Source organism: Streptomyces sp. BF23-19, from assembly GCF_041106355.1.
GTDB lineage: Bacteria > Actinomycetota > Actinomycetes > Streptomycetales > Streptomycetaceae > Streptomyces > Streptomyces virginiae_A.
In genome coordinates, this window is record NZ_JBGBPT010000027.1 from 39,140 (window position 1) to 57,292 (window position 18,153).

Here is an 18,153-nt window from a genome sequence, read left to right on the forward strand (position 1 = left end):
CAACGCTCGGGCAGTGACCAAGGGGACGAGCAGAACGTGGCGAGGGCCAGACAGGTGCGGGCCGAGATCACCCGCCAAGCCATACTCGACGGCGCGGCGGTCGCCTTCGATCTCAGCGGGTTCGAGGGCACCAGCCTCAGCGACGTCGTCAGGAACGCCGGAGTCACCAAGGGCGCCCTCTACTTCCACTTCCCGTCGAAGGAAGCCCTCGCCCGCACCCTGATGGACGAGCAGCTCCTGGTCTCCGAACGCGTCCCCGCCACCGACGACCCGGGCCTGCAGACGGTCATCGACCTCACCCACCAGATGGCCCACGGCCTGCGCACCGACGTCCGCATCCGCGCCGGCATCCGCCTGGTCATCGAGTTCGGCTCCTTCACCCACCCCGACCCGACCCCCTACGACGGCTGGATCGACACCTGCCGCACCTGCCTGACCCCCGCTCAACGGCGCGGCGACATACACCCGTCGCTGAACGTCCAGGACCTCTCGACGCTGCTCGTCGGAGCCTTCACCGGCATCCAGGTCACCTCGCACGTCCGCACCCGCCGCGAAGACCTCCACACACGCGTCACCGACCTGTGGAACTTCCTCCTCCCCACGATCGTCCCCCCGCAGCGCATCGCCCTCTTCCACCCCACGGGCACGCCCGGGACGATCCCGACCGCACCCACCCACTGACACAGGGCGGTCTCGCACACGCCGTGGCGAACCACGGGGGTGCTCGCCACGGCGTGTTCGAGACCGCCCTGACCTGACCGAACCGACCCGGACCGGCCCTGCGGCCCGCCGGCGTCCACGCCTGCCCACGGAATCCGGAAGGGCTCCGGTGGGGCTCGGGCGCCGGGTCGGGCTCAGGATTCGGCGGGGGCGAGGGAGTCGACGTCCTCCATGAAGCTCAACAACCGCTCGTTGACCAGGTCGGGGTGGTCGATCTGCGGGCCGTGGCCGGTCGCGGCGACGATCTCGGCGCGGGCGCCCGCTATCAGGCGCGGCACGCGTTCCAGCTGGCGCTTCGGGTGGACGAGCAGGCTGCGCTTGCCCATGACCAGATAGAACGGCGTCCGGATCGAACCCAGTTCCTCGTCCGACAGGGGCAGCGGGGCGGGGCGGCGGATCCGGAAGGCGCGGACGCTCGCCTGGATCATGGCGCGCAGTTCGGGAACGATCAGCACCGGCTGTTCCAGCCAGGAGGCCAGCCGCGGGCGCAGCCCCTTGGGGGCGAAGGTGGCGAAGAGGCTGGCGAAGATCCACACGAAGAAGCGCAGCCCGACCTTCTCCAGGCCGCCCGGATCGAGGGCGGTGACGGAGGCGAGCCGGCCGGGCCGCAGGTGGGCCTGGTTGATGACCAGCCAGCCTCCGTAGGAGGAGCCGACGAGGTGGACCCGGTCGAGGCCGAGCGCGCCGAGGGCTTCGTCCATCCATCGGGCCGCGCGCTCGGGCTGCCACATCTCCTCGCGCTGGACGCTGCGGCCCGGGTCTCCGGGGGTGTCGAGCGCGTAGACGGGGCGTTCGGCGCTGAGCGCGCGGGTGTTGGGGTACCACTGGGCGGAGCAGCCGCCGGAGCCGTGAATCAGGACGACCGGGGTGCGCGACGCGGCAGCGGGGTCCGCGGGGCCGTACCGGTAGACATGCGTGGTGCCGAAGCTCGTCTCCACATCCGTCTCGGAGCGGGCGGGCGCGCCCATCGCGTAGACGGCGTCGCAGGCGGCGAAGTACCGGTCGCGCAGCTCATCGTTCACGTAACGGCCGATGTCGAGGCGCGGACGGGTGGTGTTCTCGGGCACGGGCACCTCCGGTTCTTCGAAGATCCACTCTTCGTGATACGAGCGTACCGTAAAACTGGTACGGCGGTACCATGAAAGAGTCCGGGCGGTCCGGACCGCGACGTGAGCACACCACCGACGGGCGGAGACACGACCATGCCGAAGCGCGTGGACCACGAGGAGCGGCGAGCCCAGATCGCCGAGGCGCTGATCCAGGTGGCCGGGCGGCGCGGACTGCACGCCGTCGGCATGCGCGACGTCGCGGCGGAGGCGGGGGTGTCGCTGCGGCTGGTGCAGTACTACTTCGAGACCAAGGAGAAGTTGCTCTTCTACGGACTCCAGCACCTGACCGACCGCTTCACCGCACGCGTGGGCGAGCGCCTGCGCGCCGTCGGCCCGAACCCCGGCCCGCGCGCGACGATCGAGGCGCTGCTGCTCGCCTCCCTCCCCACCGACGAGGAGGGCCGCACCTTCCACCTCCTCTACAGCTCGTACTCGATCCTGTCCGTGACCGACGAGGCCCTCGCCGCGCAGCCGTTCATCGACAATCCCGACGCCGCGGAGAACGCCGTCACCGGCCTGCTCCAACAGGCGCAGGAGAGCGGCCTGGCCGACCCGGACGTCGACGCGCGCACGGAGGCGATCAGCCTGCTCGCCATGACGGCGACCATGGGCACCAGCATCCTCGTGGGCCAGCGGAAGCCCGAATCGGCCGTCGCGGTACTCCACCACCACCTCGACCGGATCTTCACCACCAGCTGACCCCCGCCCCCGGCCCGACCTCGACCCCCTCCTCGATCCCGCCTCCGGCCCCGCCCGGCGAGTTCCAGGACTGTTCACCCCCACGTGACCCGCACCTTCCCGGACCTACCGGGCGTGGCCGGTCGAATGGGACCCGAGAGGTCTGGACCATTGAAGTCACGCCATTCCATGGCGCATTGACCCCGGTGCCACGTTCTCGCAACAACTGGTCTATACCTTTAACACTAGGATGGGCCACCTGAAACGGGTACATGCACAGCCGTGGGGGGCTTTATGACCTTTCATCATCTTCCGCAACCACCATCCGACGAAGAGCTCTACTGGTACTTCGGACCGCAGCGGCGCTGGGTCCTCGTCAGCACCTCGCTCGCCTTCGTGTTCACGGCGGCGACCATGTTCACCTTCGCCCTGCGGACACCGGCCCTGTGGGCGTTCCTGGCCGTCCTCGGGCTCAACGTCGTCGCTCTCGCCCTCTCCTCCGTCAACAGCCTGCGCCTGCGCCGGCTCACCCGGCCGTCGCACGAGGTGCTCGTCCACGCCTGGCGGCCGGCCAGGCTGCCCGGCGTCGATCTGTACCTGCCGACCTGCGGCGAGCCGCTCGACGTGCTCGGCAACGCCTACCGCGCGGTCTCGGCCGTCGACTGGCCGGGCGCGCTGACCGTCTGGATCCTGGACGACGCCGACCGGCCGGAGGTCGCCGCGCTGGCCGCCTCGTACGGCTACGAGTACGTCGTACGACCCGACCGTGGCCACCTGAAGAAGGCCGGCAACCTCAATCACGCGCTCACCCTGAGCAGCGCCGAGTTCATCGCGATCCTGGACGCGGACTTCGCCCCGCGGCCGGACTTCCTGCGCCATCTCGTGCCGTACCTGGCCGATCCGGCCGTCGGCATCGTGCAGAGCCCGCAGTGCTTCGACACCGACGAGACCATGGGATGGATCCAGCGGGCCGCCGGCTCCGCGCAGGAGTGGTTCTTCCGCTGGATCCAGCCGTCCCGGGACGCGAGCGACGCGGCCATCTGCTGCGGCAGCAACGCCGTGTACCGGCGCAGCGCGATCGACCTGGCCGGCGGCTTCGCCCGGCTCGACCACAGTGAGGACCTGTACACCGGACTCGCCCTCCACGAGCAGGGGTTCCGCACCCTGTACGTGCCGGTGCTGGTCGCCAAGGGCACCTCGCCGGACCGGGTCACCTCCTTCGTCAACCAGCAGTACCGGTGGGCCATGGGCAACCTCCACCTGCTCGGCACGCCCGTGCTGCGGCGGATGCGCGCCCCGTGGCGGATGCGGCTGTGCTTCTACGAGGGCATCGTCGGCTACCTGACCACCGCGGTGAACACCTTCGCGGCGCCGCTCCCGCCGCTGGTGATGATGTTCTGGTTCCCGGACCACATCCGGCCCTGGCACGTACTGCCCCTGCTCGCCCCGCTGTGGCTGTGGCATGTGCTGCTGCCGCGGATCAGCCGCACCCGCTGGCGGGTCGAGGTCATCCGGGCCAACGTCCTGACCAGCGTGGCCGCCGCGACCGCGTTCGTGCACACGTTGCGGGGGCGCAGCGCGGCCTGGGTGCCCACCGGCGCACGGAGTGCGGGGGCTCCGGGCGGGATGGCCCGCCGGGTGGTCGCCGTCTCGCTGGTCTGGCTCGTCCTCTCCAACGGCGCCGCGGCCACCGGGCTCGCGCTGGCCGTGGCTCGCAACGGCTGGGAGCCCAACTGGGGGCTGCTCCTCTATCTCCTGGTGCAGTGCCAGATCAACGTCCCGCTGATCCGGGACCTGGTGGCCGAACTGCACCCGGCCGCGGGGCCGGTGCGCGCCCGGGTACGGGCCGCGCTGCGCTCGCGCGGTGGTGTGCTGCCGCGCCGCTGGCCCGAGACCGTCGCCGCTTCCGCCGTCCTCCTGCTGACCGGCCTGCTGGCATCGGGGTGGGTCGACCCGATGCTTCCCTGGCTGAGTTGAAAGGCACCATCCGCATGTCCTTCCTCGTCACACCCGTTCGGCGCCGGCTTCGCAGGGGCGCCGCCCCGGGGGCCGGAGATCTGCCGTCCGGTTCCCGCTCCGGCAACGAGTCCGGGCCGAGCCCGCACCGGTCCGCCTTCCGTCCCGACATCGAGGGTCTCCGCGCGGTCGCCGTCCTCGCGGTACTCGCCTTCCACGCCGGCATTCCCTGGGCGACCGGCGGTTTCGTCGGCGTGGACGTCTTCTTCGTCATCTCCGGCTACCTCATCACCGGCCTGCTGGTCCGCGAGGCGATCACCACCGGTCGGATCGGGCTCGGCGACTTCTTCTCGCGGCGGGCCCGGCGACTGCTGCCCTCCGCCGCGGTGGTGCTCGCCGCGGTGGCCGTCGCCGGAGCCTGGCTGACCGTACCGCTGCGGCGTACCGACATGGAGTACGACGTCGTCGCGGCGGCGCTGTCCTTCGCCAACTGGCGGTTCGTGTCGCAGCGGACCGACTATCTCGCCGCCGGGCACGACCAGAGTCCGCTGCTGCACTTCTGGTCCCTCGCCGTCGAGGAGCAGTTCTACCTGTTCTGGGCCCCGCTGCTGGCGGTACTGGTGCTGTGCGCGGCTCGGGCGGTCCGCCGGGGCCGGGCCGTTCGCCTCGCCGTGGTGTCGGCCGCCGCGCCGCTCACCCTGGCCTCGTTCGCGCTGACGGTGTACTGGAGCGAGCACTCCGTATCGCTCGCGTACCTCGGAACTCCCTCGCGGGTCTGGCAGTTCGGTGTCGGGGCACTGCTCGCCCTGCTGCCCTGGCACCTGATGCGCGGTCCGCGGCCGCTGCGGCTGGTGTGCGGTTGGGCCGGGGCCGCGGCGATCGGCTGGTGCGTCGTGTCGTACGACGGCGGGACCCCGTACCCCGGCTTCGCGGCGCTCGTGCCGACCCTGGCCACCGCCGCCGTGATCCTCGCCGCGATACCCGGCCGGGGCGAGCGGCACGCGCAGGGCACGTGGGACGTGGGACGGCTGCTGTCGGGGCGGGCGCCCCGGGCCGTGGGGCGGCTCTCCTACACCCTGTACCTGTGGCACTGGCCGGTGCTCGTCCTCGCCGAGGCCCGGCTCGGCGCCCTGGGCTGGCCCGCGAAGACCGCGCTGACGCTTGCGGCCGTACTGCCCGCCCTGGCCACCATGCACTGGGTCGAGCGACCGCTGCGCCGCAGCCGTACGGTCTCCGAACTCCCGCGCCGCGGACTGTCGGTGGGCGTCTCGGCGATCGTGCTGCCGGTGGCCCTCGCGCTGGTGGTGGGGACGACCACGCTGCGGGTGCTGGGCCCCGCCGGTCCGGTCGACACGCAGGGGCTGCCCCCGGGTGCCGCGTCGGGCCCCACCCTGCTCGCCCGGACGGCCGGAACGCCGCTCGTCGACGGCCCGGTGGTGCCGAGTCCCGCGCAGGCGCGGGGTGACTTCCCGCCCGACGGGGCCTGTGAGGTCGCCCCGGCCGAGACGCGCAGCCCGGACTGCCTGTTCGGCGCGGTGGACAGCCCGGACCGGATCGTGCTGCTCGGCGACTCGCACGCCGGGCAGTGGTTCTCCCCGCTGCTGGCGCTGGCCTCGCAGCGGGCCTGGGCGCTGCAGGAGTTGGTGAAGCAGGGCTGCCCGCTGCCGGAGCTGGCGGTGGACAGTCCGCAGCTCGGCCGGGCCTACCGGGAGTGCGACGCCTGGCGGGCGGACGCCCTGGAGCGACTGCGGCACCAGCCGAAGCCGCGGCTCATCGTGATCGCCTCGCTCAACCGGTACACCGACGACGCGGAGTTGCTGGCCGGGGCGTGGGAGAGGACGCTGACGCCGCTGCGGGCCCTGGGCGCGCCGATCGTGTACGTCGAGGACACGCCCGTACCGGGTAGGGACATCCCCGCGTGCGTCTCCGGCAGTCCCGGGTCCCCCGCGGACTGCGCGTTCGGTCGGGCGCAGGCCCAGTGGCCGGATCCGCTGGCGCGGCGGATCGAGTCGGGCGCCCTGCCCGGCGTACGGAGCGTCGGTGTGAACCAGGTCCTGTGCCCGGGAGACGGGCCGACCTGCCCGGCCGTGCTCGACCGGATCCTGCTCTACCGGGACGACGCGCATCTGACGAACGCGGCGGCCGTGGTCCTGACCAGCCGGTTGGAGCGGCTGCTCACGGAGGCCGGGCTGCTGCCCGCCGCGCGTGACGCGGCGGGCCCCGGAGCGGGGACGCCGGGGGCGGACGGGTGGACACGGCTGCTGCGCGACGACTTCGACGGCCCGGCGGGGGCCCCGCCGTCCGCCGCCGACTGGGTCCACGACATCGGCACCTGCTATCCGGGTTGCCCCGCGCCGCAGTGGGGCACCGGCGAGATCGAGACCATGACCGACTCGACCAACAACGTCCGCCTCGACGGGCGGGGCGCGTTGGAGATCGTGCCCACCCGCAAGGACGGGCGGTGGAGTTCGGGGCGGATCGAGACACGGCGCTCCGACTTCGCGCCGCCGCCGGGTGGGGTCCTGCGGATCGAGGCGTCGATCGCCCTGCCCGATGTGTCCGGGGAGGAGGCGGCGGGGTACTGGCCGGCCTTCTGGACCCTGGGAGCACCGCTGCGGGACGGGTACACGGGGTGGCCCGGCGTCGGGGAGCTCGACGTCATGGAGTCCGTGAACGGGCGGGACACCGTCTTCGGCACGATGCACTGCGGTGTCCTGGAAGGCGGTCCGTGCCGGGAGCCCGCCGGTCTGAGCTCGGGTCCGCAGCCGTGCGCGGGCTGCCGAACGGCGTTCCACTCGTACGCCGTCGAGGTCGACCTCGCGCCGGGGGCCGAGGAGGTGCGCTGGTATCTGGACGGGCGCGTGTACCACCGGGTGACCGCGGACCGGATGGACCCCGGGACCTGGAAGGCGGCCGTGGACCACGGGCTGTTCCTGATCCTGAACGTGGCGGTCGGTGGCGATCTGCCGCTCGCCGACGGCGCGAACGCGGGTCCGGCCACCGAGCCGGGCCATGCGATGCGGGTGGACCACGTCGACGTCTCGGTCCGGGAGCGGAACACATAGCGGTACTGAGGTACTGAGGTACGGAGGTACGGACCTGTGGCGGGGGGAGCGCCTCGCTCCGGGCCGGCGAACGGTCCGTGAGCGGGGCGCGCTCCACGGGGTTCCCGGAGCACGCCCGGCGCCTGCGCGGCACAGGTCCGACGCGGGATCAGAAGGCGAAGACGGCGTTCCCGTTGAGGGTCGCGGACATCACGCAGGTGTTGGAGAAGGTGTACTTCCAGGCGACGCGGCTGCCCTTCCACACGCCGTCGGCGGTCACGGTGACCGGGGCGTAGTGCATCGGGCAGGCGCGGTCCGGGTTCGGCGAGGCCAGCAGGCGGTCCAGCGCTCCGCCCGTGGAGTTGAGGGCGGCGCAGGCGGCCTGCGGGTCCGGGTGGGTACCGAGCGCGGTCGGGGCGCAGCTGAGGGTGGCGGCCCGGACGACGGTGGAGTCGGTGGCGTCGTCGCCTTGCGCGACGGTGAACACCAGGGCGGACGGGGCGTACAGGCTGGAGGGCTGGGCGGCTGCCACGCCGGTGGCGCCGACCAGACAGAGGAGCGTGGCGGCGGAGGCAGCTGCGATGCGGTGACGCACGACGAAACTCTCTTTCAATTCAAAGGTTGAGCGCGATATTTGCTTTCGATATCGCGTCGTTGCGGGATCAGACTGTCCGACATGAAGGCGCGTCGCACATCGATGACCGATTTACGGACAGAGCATCCACATATCGGCGACCGAATGGTCGTTCGGGCAGCTCACAGGGGGCGCGCCCGCTCCACCACCACACCCCCAAGCCCGTCACGCCGCCGCCGACGCGTACGTTCACCCCTCCCTGACCTGCTGCGGGCCGCGCCCGGTTCACCCGATGGCCACTCAGCTTGACCGAATACGCACGTTCGAACACCGAGAGCGACGCATCCGGGGACGGCCGACTCCGCATCCAACCAGAAAAGTTAGGTAAGCCTTGCCTAAAGTGACTTACGATGCCGCCATGAAGAAGATCATCCGCGTACTGGCCGCGATGGCGACCGGTCTGGTCCTCACCGCGCCCGGCGCGCTCACCACGCCGGCCGTGGCCGCGTCCACCCCGGTCACCGTCTCCGGACTCGAACTCCCCGGACCCACCGGCGGCTTCGCCGTGGGCCGCGACACCCTCCACCTCGTGGACCGCGAGCACAAGGACCCCTGGGTGCCCACGGCCGACCGGGAATTACTCCTGTCGCTGTACTACCCGGCGCTCGCGCGCACCGGAACTCCCGCTCCGTACCTGACCACTTCCGAGGCCAAGGCGCTGCTGACCGACCGGGGGCAGCTCGGCGAGTACGTCACCCCCGAACGCCTCGCGGCCACCCGGACCCACGCGCGGACGGAGGCGCTGCCCCGGCCCACGGCGCACCGCTACCCGCTGATCGTGCTCTCCCCCGGCTTCACGATGCCCCGCGCCTCGCTGACCACCCTGGCGGAGGACCTCGCCGGCCGCGGGTACGTGGTGGCGGCGGTGGACCACGCGTACGAGTCCGACGGCACCGTCTTCCCCGGCGGGCGGCTGCTCACGTGCAAGGCCTGCGAGCAGGTGTTCCCCGACGGGTCGCTGCACCGGGTCTCCGACGGCCGGGCCCGTGACATCCCGTTCGTCCTGGACCGGCTGACCGGTCCGCGCGCGGCGTGGCGGTACTCCTGGCTGATCGACCCCCGGCACATCGGCATGGCCGGGCATTCCATCGGCGGTGCGGCCGCGTCGGCCACCATGGCCGTGGACCCGCGCGTGGACGCCGGGGTCAACATGGACGGCACCTTCTTCACGCCCGTTCCCCAGGCCGGTCTCGGCGGGCGGCCCTTCCTGATGCTCGCCGGTGACCCGGCCCTGCTGCCGCCGGACTTCCCCGACACCTCCTGGGAGGACAACTGGCCCCGGCTGGACGGCTGGAAGCGCTGGCTGACCGTCACGGGGGCCGGGCATCCCGGCTTCACCGACTGGCCCGTACTGGGCGACCAGGTCGGGTACCCGCACCCGGAGACGCCGCTGTCGGGCACCCGCTCGCAGCAGATCACGCGGGCGTACGTCGGCGACTTCTTCGACCTGCACCTGCGCGGGAAGCCGGCGCCGCGCCTGGACGGCCCGACCGCGGCCGACCCGGAGGTCGTGTTCCACCGCAGCTGACCGAGCCGAACCGAGGAGCTTCCGCCCGAAGGTCGCGCTCAGCGGGCGACACCCCGTCGTCAGGGCGACCGGGGCCCGGCTGCGCGCCGCGGAGCAGCGCTCACGACGGGTCCGCGTACCGGGCGGCGAGCGCGGCGGCGCGGTCGCGCAGGGAGGTGCGCAGCGACTGCGGGGCCAGGGCTTCCGCGTCCGTGCCGAGTTGCCACAGTGCCCATTCGGCGTGTCGGGAATCCTGGAAGGTCAGCTCCAGGCGCAGTCGGCCGTCCGGGTCGGGCTCCTCGGCGCGGACGGCCAGCGCGGTGTCCAGCAGGTCCTCCCGCCGCGCCGGGTCCACCCGTACCAGCACGGTGATGTGGTCGTCGCCGAGGAACCGCGCGGAACGTTCCCGCCAGATCCGGTCCAGATCGACCTGGCCGGGCCGCTCGGCCGGTTCGGGGAGTTCCTCGGCGGCCAGCACCCGCGACAGTCGGTAGGTACGGTCCGCGCCGGATCGCGTCGCCAGCAGGTACACCCGGTCGCGTACGGTGACCAGCCCGATCGGGTCCACCGTGCGCCACCGCGGTGGCCGGCCGGTGGCCGCGTAGTGGATGCGTAGCTTGTGTCCGGCGAGTACCGCGCGCCGGACCTCGATCATCGTGGTGCCGGGTATGTCGTCGGTGACCGCGCGGCGCGAGAGCAGGTCGGTCTCGGGCTCGACGAGGAAGCGCCGGGCCGCGTCGCTCGCGGTGGCCCGGTGGCTCTCGGGCAGCGCGTCGACCACCTTGCGCATGGCCGAGGCGAGGGCCGAGCCCAGGCCGAACGCCTGCTCGCCGCGCCCCGATCCGGCGGCCAGCAGGGCCAGGGCCTCCTCGGTGGACGGCGGTCGCCGCCGGGAGGTGTGCCGGGGCGCCCCTGGTTCCGGGGCGCCCCGGCACCGTTCGTGTCCTGCCGACGGCCGGTGGCGGTCCGCAGGTGCCGAGCTGTCAGCCGGACGGCGTCACCGGGGACCGCACACCGAACCACTGCTCGGCGCCGAACTCCTCGAACCTCTCGACCTCGGTGAACCCCAGCTTCGCCGCGAGGCGCATCGCGCGGTCGTTGGCGCTCTGGGTGCAAAGGACCACAGGCTCGTCCGGAAGCGCGTCGGCGAGCCAGTCGAGTGCGGCCGTGCACGCCTCGCCGGCGTACCCGTGTCCCCACGCCTCGGGGAGGAACATGTAGCCGAGTTCGACCTCTCCGCCCTCCGGGCGGACGTGCCCCCGGCGCTCGGGGCCGCGCCGATCGAGCGTGACCATGCCGATCATCGCTCCGTCGACGTCGATCACGAAGAAGCCGGGGCGCCGCCCGGGCACCGCCGGCCCCTCGCGTTCCAGCTCGGCTCGTGGTCGTGCGCCACCGACGTAGATGCCCACCTCGGGCGATGCGAACAGGTCGATGAACGCCGCACGGTCGCGGGCCTCGGACTGGCGCAGAACCAGCCGTTCGGTCCGTAACGGGGTAGGTGGCGGCCAGGCCACGGCTCCGAGTTCAATCATGTCCGCCAACGTATCGCACACCTGTCGGAGTGATCCGAGCATGGCCCGGCAGGCCGGAACGGCATCCCGTCGTCAGCGGTCTGCGGCACACTGTTCCGCCGTGAGTGGCGCGCGCCGATCGGCGCCTCCGGTTCACGCTTCAACCAGCGTGCGATCAAGGGGGGTTGGGGCGACTCGACGCGCCCCCGAAATCCCGCCACTGCGGGCACATATCCCCCCTTCCACTCCACTCTTAGGTTAGGCTTACCTAAGAGTGGGGGTGCGGGGATGCAGGACAACGCGCGAGACCAAGCGCAGCAGGACGAATGGGCCGACGAGGTGCTGGCCTGGATGAGCTCCCAGGAGGAGATGGACCGGGCGCTGCGCGACGCACTGCGCCGCACACCCAGCCAGCGGGAGGAAACGATCGCCCGGATGGCGGACGCCCTCCGCGGGGCGGCCCAGGGACTGACCATCCCCGGGTGCGCGGCCGCGGCCGGGGTTCCCGAGCGCATTCTGCGCGAGTGGCTGGAGATCGACACCAGCTTCGCCGCGGCACTCGGCTCCGCGCACGCGCTGGCCGAGGCGCACGGACTGAGACCCGGGTCGGCACCGACGCCGGCCTCGCTGCAGCTGATGCTGAACGCGATCCGCAAAGGGGCCGCCTGGCCGGCCGCGGCGACCCTCGTGGGCATCTCCGTGCGCGGGTTCAACCGTCTGCGCACCGAGGCGCCACCGGTGGGAGCCCTGATCGCGGCGGCGCAGCGGGCGCGCTCGGCGACGGCCGGTGCGAGCCGGCGGCGCAGACCGCCCAAGGCGGCGAGCCGCCGGGTCGGGTACCGGATCGTGCAGCTCGACGACCCCCTCCTGTCCCCGGACAGCCAACCGGACGATCCGGCGGGTGGGTTGAGCGGCCGCGCCACGCACCGGGGCTGAGCGGGCGATCGCACGAGGACCGGTTTCGGAGGGCGTCACTCGCCCCGCAAGCATTGAAGTTAGGTTAGGCTAAGCTAAGTATGCGATGAGGGGTCGGGGCATCCTCCGCCCCTCGTCGAGCTCCGCGCGCCCGTTCACCACCGGCGCTCCGCGCAGCGCCGGTGACAAGGAGATCCAGCCGTGGGCCCTGTGACCATCGACCCCTATCCCATGCCCACCCAGGACCTGGTGCCGCGCTCGGTGGCACCGTGGTCCGTCGACCCCGACCGGGCCGCCCTGCTGATACACAACATGCAGAACCATCTGCTGCGGCCCTTCCCCCGCGATCGCTCGCCCCTGGTGGACCTGATCGGCAACATCGCCGATCTGCGCAGGTCCGCACGGCGACTGGGTCTCCCGGTCGTCTTCAGCACGGTGCCGGCGGGCGAGCGCCCCGAACAGCGCGGCCTCGCGGCCGAGATGGAGACCGAGCCGGCGGCGCCGGACCGGGACGCGTCGATCACCGAGGTACTGACCCCGCGCCGGGGCGAGCACGTGATCGCCAACGCGCGGCACAACGCCTTCCTGCGCAGCCACCTGGAGCGCATCCTGCGCACCACGGGACGGGACCAACTGATCCTGTGCGGCGTGTTCGCCCACTCCGGCGTGCTGCTCACCGCGGCGGACGCGTTCATGAACGACATCCAGCCATTCGTCGTGGCCGACGCGGTGGCGGACACCTCCGCGGAGGAGCACGCGCTCGCCCTGCGCTGGACGGCCGCACGGGGCGCCGTCGTACGCACCACCACGACCCTCATCGACGAACTGGAAGCCTGAATGACGACCGCACACCTCGTCCCGTGAGCGGACCGGCAGCGCCGCGGGCGCGCACACTCATCGAGGCCCTGCCCTGGCTGGAGCGGTTCCAAGGCCGCACGGTCGTGGTCAAGTTCGGCGGCAACGCCATGGTGAACGAGGAACTCAAGGCGGCCTTCGCACAGGACGTCGTCTCCCTGCGCTACGCGGGGCTCCGGCCGGTCGTCGTGCACGGCGGCGGCCCCCAGATCAGCGCGATGCTCGAACAGCTCGCGCTGGAGGTCCGGTTCGCCGCGGGACTGCGGGTGACGACCCCCGCGGTGATGGACGTCGTCCGCATGGTGCTGGCCGGGCAGGTGCAGCGGGACATCGTCGGCCTGATCAACCGTCACGGGGCCTTCGCCGTGGGGATGACCGGCGAGGACGCCCGCACCCTGTCCGCCGTCCGGCGGCCGGCCCTGGTGGACGGCGCCGAGGTGGACATCGGCCTGGTGGGCGAGATCGTGCACGTCGACCCCGACACCGTACGGGGACTGCTGGAGCGCGGCCGCATCCCGGTGATCTCTCCCATCGCCCGGGGAGCCCACGACGACAACGTCTACAACATCAACGCCGACCTCGCGGCCGCCGCCCTCGCCGAGGCGCTGGACGCGGAGAAGCTGGTGATGCTCACCGACGTCGCCGGCCTCTACGCGGACTGGCCGCACAGTACGGAGATCATCGACCGGCTCACGGCCGGTGAGCTGGCGGAACTACTGCCTTCGATGGCGGGCGGCATGGTGCCCAAGATGGAGGGCTGCCTGCGCGCGGTGCGCTCCGGGGTACGGATGGCACACGTACTGGACGGCAGGGTTCCGCACGCCCTGGTCCTGGAGGTCTTCGCCGACGAGCACACCGGCACCACGGTGGTGCCCGACGACCCACCGGCCGAGGAGCACCTCTTCCACCGAACCGGGGGAGGGTCGACCTGACCGACCTCCCCCACCACACCCCGGAGCCACTGCGGCTCCGGGGCCTTCCGTGTGCCCAACTCTTCTCGTTCGACGCCTGGTTGGTGCTGTTCGAGACAACCACGGGGTCAACTTGACAGCTCCCGGCCCGTCAGAGATGTTAGGCCAGCCTTACCTAACCAAATAGGGTAGGACCGAGGAAGGATGGGCATGTCCGCACCGCACGCGAGCTCCACACCCGGGGACGCTCTCCCGGACATCAGGGACCTGGTGGGCATCGGCTTCGGGCCGGCCAACCTGGCCCTGGCGATAGCGATCCGGGAGCACAACGACCGCCGCGCCTCCGGCGAGGCGCTCCGGGCCTCGTTCATCGAGCGCCAGGAGGACTTCGGCTGGCATCAGGGCATGCTCCTCGAAGGGGCCACCATGCAGGTCTCCTTCCTGAAGGACCTGGTGACGATGCGCAATCCGGGAAGCCCCTTCAGCTTCCTGCACTACCTCCAGGACCGGGACCGGCTGGCCGACTTCATCAACCAGAAGTCCTTCTTCCCCACCCGCCTCGAATTCCACGACTACTTCCGCTGGTGCGCCGCCTCCTTCGACGGGCTGGTCGACTACGCCACCGAGGCCGTCGAGGTGCGCCCGGTGGGTCCGGCCGGCGCCGCGGACCAGCTGGACGTCATCACCCGGCCCAGCTCCGGCACCGGTCCGCAGCGCGCCACCCGTACCCGCAACCTCGTCCTCGGCACCGGGCTGCGCGCCCGCGTCCCGGCCGGGATCAGCACCGGCCCGCACATCTGGCACAACCGCGACCTGCTGCACCGCGCGCCGCGGCTGACGGACCGTCCGCACCGCCGGTTCGTCGTCGTCGGCGCCGGCCAGTCCGCCGCCGAGACCGCCGACCACCTGCACCGCAGCTTCCCGGACTCCGAGGTCTGCGCCGTGTTCACCCGGTACGGGTACAGCCCGGCCGACGACAGCCCGTTCGCCAACCGGATCTTCGACCCGGCCGCCGTCGACGAGTTCTTCCGGGCCCCGGAGGAGGTCAAGCAGCAGCTCATCGGGTACCACGCCAACACCAACTACGCGGTGGTGGACGGCGATCTGATCGAGCAGCTGTACCGGACCGTCTATCAGGAGAAGGTCGCGGGCACCGAGCGGCTGCGCATCCTGAACACGACCGCCCTGACCACTGTGGAGGAGCTCCCCGACGGGGCGCGGGCCGTGGTGCGCTCCCTGACCACCGGAGAGACCCTCACCCTCGACTGCGACGCGGTCGTGCTGGCCACCGGCTACCGGCCCACCGAGCCGGCCGAGCTGCTCGGTGACCTGGCCGAGGAGTGCCTCACGGACGGGCAGGGCAGATTGCGCGTCGGCCGCGACCACCGGGTGGAGACCACCGACCGCGTGCGGGCCGGTATCTACGTCCAGGGCGCCGCCGCCGAGCACACCCACGGCATCACCGCCTCCCTGCTCTCCACGCTGGCCGTACGCTCGGGCGAGATCTGCGACTCCCTGCTGCTGCGGGTCGCCGAACGCGAGGTGCGGGCCGCGCTGGCGACCAGGGCGGCGGCCGTCGCCGACGGCGTGCCCGCCCACCGGGGCTGAGCGGCCGTGCCGCGCACCGATCTCCCGGCGGCGGCCGGGCCGCCGCCCGGACTCACGGCGGCGCAGGCGCACATCCTGGCGGCGCAGAGCGCGGATCCCTCGTACGCCGGCCACAACGTGGGCCAGTACATCGAGCTCGTGGGTCCGCTCGACACGGCGGCGCTCGACGAGGCCGTGCTCCGCACCCTCGACGAGGCTCCCTGGCTCCGCTCGCGGCTGATGACCCGGGGCGGCCTGCCGCGCCTGGACACCTCCGCGGCGGCCGACCCGGTGGGCGCCGCCGTCGAGCTGGTCCGGGGCCAGCTCGCCTGCCCACCCCGGCCCGAACTGCTCACCGCCCCGGCGGGCACCGGCCTCGCACCCGACCTCACGGGCGCGCTGCTGGTCACGGTGGGCCCCCGACGCCACCTGCTCGTGCAGTACTTCCACCTGTTGGCGGTCGACGGGTACGGCGTGGCGCTGCTGAGCCGGCGGATCGCCGAGGTCTACACGGCCCTGGTGCACGGTCGCCCGCCCGGCCCGACCCCCTTCTCACCGGTCTCCGTACTGGCCGACGCGGACCGCGCCTACAGCGGCTCGGCGGCGCAGGCCGAGGACCGGCGGTACTGGACGGGGCGGTACGCCGACCGCCCCGCCCCCGTGTCCCCCGCCGGGCGGGTGGCGCCCGCCCAGGACACCGCGCGGCGGCACACCGTGCACCTGGGCGCGCCGGACAGCGCGGCCGTACGCGCCACCGCCCGCTCCGCGCGCGTCACCTGGGCCGAGATCGTGCTCGCCACGACCGCGGTGCGGGTGACCGCGCGGGTCGGCGCGCGCGAGGCGGTCCTCGCCGTGTACGCGGCGGCGCGGACCGCCCCGGGGACGCTACGGGTGCCCGCGACGGCGGTGAACCTCCTGCCGGTGCGACTGACGGTCCGGGGGGCGGACACCTTCCGGTCGCTGCTGCGCGCGGCGGCCGGCGAGCTGACCCTGCTCCGCCGTCACCAGCGGCTGCGCGGCGAGGAACTGGCGCGAGAGCTGTGGCCGCAGTACGGGGGCGGCCGCGTCCCCGGGCCGCTGGTCAACCTGCGGCCGTTCGAGACGGAGTTGGACTTCGGCGGCATCCGCGGCCGGGTCGTCAGCCTCGCCTCGGGGCCGGTCGACGACCTGTCGGTGTCCGCCGCGGCGGGACCCGACGGGCGACTGCGCCTGGACTTCGACGCGAACCCGGCCCTCTACGAGGACGCCGAACCGGCCCGGTTCGCCCACCTGTTCACGGAGGACCTGGCGGCGCTGTGCCGCGCCCCCGACGTACCGGTCGCCTCCCTGCGGGCCTCCCCGGTCCCCCACTGATCCCATCCCCGAACCGACCGTCCCCGGTCATCACACCCAAGGAGAGAGAACCATGGCCACCAACCCCTTCGAAGACGACGACGCCCGCTACTACGTGCTCGTGAACGCCGAGAACCAGCACTCGCTCTGGCCCGCCTTCGCCGAGGTGCCCGCGGGCTGGACCGTCGTGCACGGCGAGGACAGCCGAGAGGGCTGCGCCGCGTACACGGAGACGCACTGGACGGACATGCGACCCGCGAGCCTGGTCGCCAGGAGCTGATCCCCCGGGAGCCTCCCGGCCCCGCTGTCCCCACGCGCGGGGCCGGACCGGAGCACGTGCTCCGGTCCGGCCCCGGTCGTGTGCGGGCCGTACGGCTCACAGCCGCCGGGAGAGCACCTCCGAGCCACGAGCGGGGTCCAGCGCCGCCGCCCAGGCCACGGGCGCCCGCCCCGGGCCGGCCGACACGAAGCCGTGCCTCCGGAAGAAGGCGGCGCCGCTGGTGGTCGCCGTGAAGACCTCTCGTACGAGGCGGTACCGGGCGTCGGCGAGCGCGGCGCGCAGCAGCGCGGCGCCCAGCCCTTGGCCCTGGTTCCCCTGGGCCACGCAGAAGTTGTAGAGCACGGCGGCCCCGTCCCCCTCGTCACTCAGGGCGAGGCAGCCCAGGGCCGAGGTGCGGCCTCGACGGGTCGCGAGGAGGAACTCCCCGGCGTGCGCCAGGTAGTGGTCGACGCTGCGGGGCCGCAGGGCGCCGGAGCGGATGAAGGCCAGCGAGAGGGCGTGCAGGGCGGGGGCGTCGGGCAGACGCGCCCGCCGGACCAGGGGCGGGAGGCCGTCCGTGCCGTGCAGCGGGGGACGGGGGGTGGCGGCAGCAATCACGAACTTAGGTTAGCCTTCCCTAAATTGAGCCGCAATTCGCCTCCCGACCCAACACGTCACACCCAGAGGCCAGTTCATCAAAGCGGCAGACACGCGTTCACCGCACCCGGCTTGACGTGCACCTTCACGTTTAGTTAGGTAAGCCTTACCTAATGGAACGCTGGAATGTCGCCGCTGTTCCGCCGTTCCGCGTTCCGCCGATCCGCCGTTCCGCCGATCTTCGAGGAGAGAGAACCCCTCATGTCCGCTTCCCCACCCTTCACGCTCGACCGGCTGGTCCGCGACGTCGCCGACGTGCTCTACACGGAGCCCTCCGACGTCTCCCTGGAAGAGGACCTGCTGGACCAGGGCCTCGACTCGATCCGGCTCATGTCGCTCGTCGAGAAATGGCGGGCCGAAGGCGCCCGCATCAGCTTCGTGGACCTCGCCGAACGGCCCACCCTGCGCCAGTGGGCCGAGCTGCTCACCGCCGCCCCCTGATCCCACCCTCCCCCACACCTGCCCGCCCCGGAGC

16 protein-coding genes and 1 pseudogene are annotated in these 18,153 nt (G+C 72.4%); 12 read left to right on the top strand and 5 right to left on the bottom strand.

Going from position 1 to position 18,153, the window contains the following annotated elements:
- Nucleotides 1-36 precede the first annotated feature (36 nt).
- Nucleotides 37-681, top strand: a complete 645-nt coding sequence (locus AB8A24_RS17425) for a ScbR family autoregulator-binding transcription factor (protein WP_328965142.1) — start codon at nucleotides 37-39, stop codon at nucleotides 679-681.
- A 173-nt stretch (nucleotides 682-854) separates the two neighbouring features.
- On the opposite strand, the gene AB8A24_RS17430 is transcribed toward AB8A24_RS17425, so the two are convergent.
- Nucleotides 855-1,787, bottom strand: a complete 933-nt coding sequence (locus AB8A24_RS17430) for an alpha/beta fold hydrolase (protein ID WP_369476481.1) — start codon at nucleotides 1,785-1,787, stop codon at nucleotides 855-857.
- Nucleotides 1,788-1,922: 135 nt separating this feature from the next.
- Between AB8A24_RS17430 and AB8A24_RS17435 the strand changes: the two genes are divergently transcribed.
- The 3 genes from AB8A24_RS17435 to AB8A24_RS17445 all read left to right on the top strand — a co-directional run bounded on the left by AB8A24_RS17435 (nucleotide 1,923) and on the right by AB8A24_RS17445 (nucleotide 7,528).
- Nucleotides 1,923-2,528, top strand: a complete 606-nt coding sequence (locus AB8A24_RS17435) for a TetR/AcrR family transcriptional regulator (protein ID WP_328965140.1) — start codon at nucleotides 1,923-1,925, stop codon at nucleotides 2,526-2,528.
- A gap of 273 nt (nucleotides 2,529-2,801) precedes the next feature.
- Nucleotides 2,802-4,484 carry a glycosyltransferase family 2 protein gene (locus AB8A24_RS17440; protein ID WP_369476483.1) on the top strand — a complete coding sequence of 561 codons (1,683 nt, stop codon included), beginning with the start codon at nucleotides 2,802-2,804 and terminating at the stop codon, nucleotides 4,482-4,484.
- A 14-nt stretch (nucleotides 4,485-4,498) separates the two neighbouring features.
- Nucleotides 4,499-7,528 (top strand): acyltransferase family protein, encoded by a 3,030-nt coding sequence (locus AB8A24_RS17445; RefSeq protein WP_369476519.1) that lies wholly within the window; start codon nucleotides 4,499-4,501, stop codon nucleotides 7,526-7,528.
- Between the two features lie 148 nt (nucleotides 7,529-7,676).
- Here the strand turns inward: AB8A24_RS17445 and AB8A24_RS17450 are convergent, their stop codons facing one another.
- Entirely contained in the window at nucleotides 7,677-8,102 is a 426-nt protein-coding gene (locus AB8A24_RS17450) for a subtilase-type protease inhibitor (protein ID WP_266386409.1), read from the bottom strand.
- Between the two features lie 397 nt (nucleotides 8,103-8,499).
- Between AB8A24_RS17450 and AB8A24_RS17455 the strand changes: the two genes are divergently transcribed.
- The gene (locus AB8A24_RS17455) at nucleotides 8,500-9,669 is read left to right on the top strand and encodes an alpha/beta hydrolase (RefSeq protein WP_328965138.1); all 1,170 of its coding nucleotides are present in this window, start codon (nucleotides 8,500-8,502) and stop codon (nucleotides 9,667-9,669) included.
- A 100-nt stretch (nucleotides 9,670-9,769) separates the two neighbouring features.
- Here the strand turns inward: AB8A24_RS17455 and AB8A24_RS17460 are convergent.
- Both AB8A24_RS17460 and AB8A24_RS17465 read right to left on the bottom strand, forming a co-directional pair.
- Nucleotides 9,770-10,519, bottom strand: a pseudogene (locus AB8A24_RS17460) (helix-turn-helix transcriptional regulator); the annotation flags it as partial.
- A 112-nt stretch (nucleotides 10,520-10,631) separates the two neighbouring features.
- Nucleotides 10,632-11,183 (bottom strand): GNAT family N-acetyltransferase, encoded by a 552-nt coding sequence (locus AB8A24_RS17465; protein ID WP_328965137.1) that lies wholly within the window; start codon nucleotides 11,181-11,183, stop codon nucleotides 10,632-10,634.
- 267 nt (nucleotides 11,184-11,450) lie between these two features.
- Here AB8A24_RS17465 and AB8A24_RS17470 point away from each other — a divergent pair, with 267 nt between their 5' ends.
- The 6 genes from AB8A24_RS17470 (at nucleotide 11,451) to AB8A24_RS17495 (ending at nucleotide 17,042) form a co-directional block, all read left to right on the top strand.
- Nucleotides 11,451-12,098, top strand: coding sequence for a hypothetical protein (locus AB8A24_RS17470; protein WP_328965136.1), 648 nt, complete (start codon nucleotides 11,451-11,453; stop codon nucleotides 12,096-12,098).
- Between the two features lie 180 nt (nucleotides 12,099-12,278).
- Nucleotides 12,279-12,914: an isochorismatase family protein gene (locus tag AB8A24_RS17475; protein WP_328965135.1), complete on the top strand. Its 636-nt coding sequence runs from the start codon at nucleotides 12,279-12,281 to the stop codon at nucleotides 12,912-12,914.
- A 23-nt stretch (nucleotides 12,915-12,937) separates the two neighbouring features.
- Nucleotides 12,938-13,864 (top strand): acetylglutamate kinase, encoded by a 927-nt coding sequence (gene argB, locus AB8A24_RS17480; RefSeq protein ID WP_369476487.1) that lies wholly within the window; start codon nucleotides 12,938-12,940, stop codon nucleotides 13,862-13,864.
- Nucleotides 13,865-14,053: 189 nt separating this feature from the next.
- Nucleotides 14,054-15,451 carry a SidA/IucD/PvdA family monooxygenase gene (locus AB8A24_RS17485; RefSeq protein ID WP_328965133.1) on the top strand — a complete coding sequence of 466 codons (1,398 nt, stop codon included), beginning with the start codon at nucleotides 14,054-14,056 and terminating at the stop codon, nucleotides 15,449-15,451.
- A 6-nt stretch (nucleotides 15,452-15,457) separates the two neighbouring features.
- Entirely contained in the window at nucleotides 15,458-16,783 is a 1,326-nt protein-coding gene (locus tag AB8A24_RS17490; RefSeq protein WP_369476489.1) for a condensation domain-containing protein, read from the top strand.
- Between the two features lie 52 nt (nucleotides 16,784-16,835).
- Nucleotides 16,836-17,042 (top strand): MbtH family protein, encoded by a 207-nt coding sequence (locus AB8A24_RS17495; RefSeq protein ID WP_030725132.1) that lies wholly within the window; start codon nucleotides 16,836-16,838, stop codon nucleotides 17,040-17,042.
- Nucleotides 17,043-17,138: 96 nt separating this feature from the next.
- Here the strand turns inward: AB8A24_RS17495 and AB8A24_RS17500 are convergent, their stop codons facing one another.
- Nucleotides 17,139-17,639 (bottom strand): GNAT family N-acetyltransferase, encoded by a 501-nt coding sequence (locus AB8A24_RS17500; RefSeq protein WP_369476491.1) that lies wholly within the window; start codon nucleotides 17,637-17,639, stop codon nucleotides 17,139-17,141.
- 240 nt (nucleotides 17,640-17,879) lie between these two features.
- Here AB8A24_RS17500 and AB8A24_RS17505 point away from each other — a divergent pair, with 240 nt between their 5' ends.
- Nucleotides 17,880-18,119 carry a phosphopantetheine-binding protein gene (locus AB8A24_RS17505; RefSeq protein ID WP_109783686.1) on the top strand — a complete coding sequence of 80 codons (240 nt, stop codon included), beginning with the start codon at nucleotides 17,880-17,882 and terminating at the stop codon, nucleotides 18,117-18,119.
- The last annotated feature ends 34 nt before the right edge of the window (nucleotides 18,120-18,153 follow it).

Coding starts and splice junctions, on each gene's coding strand:
- AB8A24_RS17435 (WP_328965140.1), top strand. CDS start 1,923: ATGCCGAAGCGCGTGGACCACGAGGAGCGGCGAGCCCAGATCGCCGAG.
- AB8A24_RS17440 (WP_369476483.1), top strand. CDS start 2,802: ATGACCTTTCATCATCTTCCGCAACCACCATCCGACGAAGAGCTCTAC.
- AB8A24_RS17445 (WP_369476519.1), top strand. CDS start 4,499: ATGTCCTTCCTCGTCACACCCGTTCGGCGCCGGCTTCGCAGGGGCGCC.
- AB8A24_RS17455 (WP_328965138.1), top strand. CDS start 8,500: ATGAAGAAGATCATCCGCGTACTGGCCGCGATGGCGACCGGTCTGGTC.
- AB8A24_RS17465 (WP_328965137.1), bottom strand. CDS start 11,183: ATGATTGAACTCGGAGCCGTGGCCTGGCCGCCACCTACCCCGTTACGG.
- AB8A24_RS17470 (WP_328965136.1), top strand. CDS start 11,451: ATGCAGGACAACGCGCGAGACCAAGCGCAGCAGGACGAATGGGCCGAC.
- AB8A24_RS17485 (WP_328965133.1), top strand. CDS start 14,054: ATGTCCGCACCGCACGCGAGCTCCACACCCGGGGACGCTCTCCCGGAC.
- AB8A24_RS17495 (WP_030725132.1), top strand. CDS start 16,836: ATGGCCACCAACCCCTTCGAAGACGACGACGCCCGCTACTACGTGCTC.
- AB8A24_RS17505 (WP_109783686.1), top strand. CDS start 17,880: ATGTCCGCTTCCCCACCCTTCACGCTCGACCGGCTGGTCCGCGACGTC.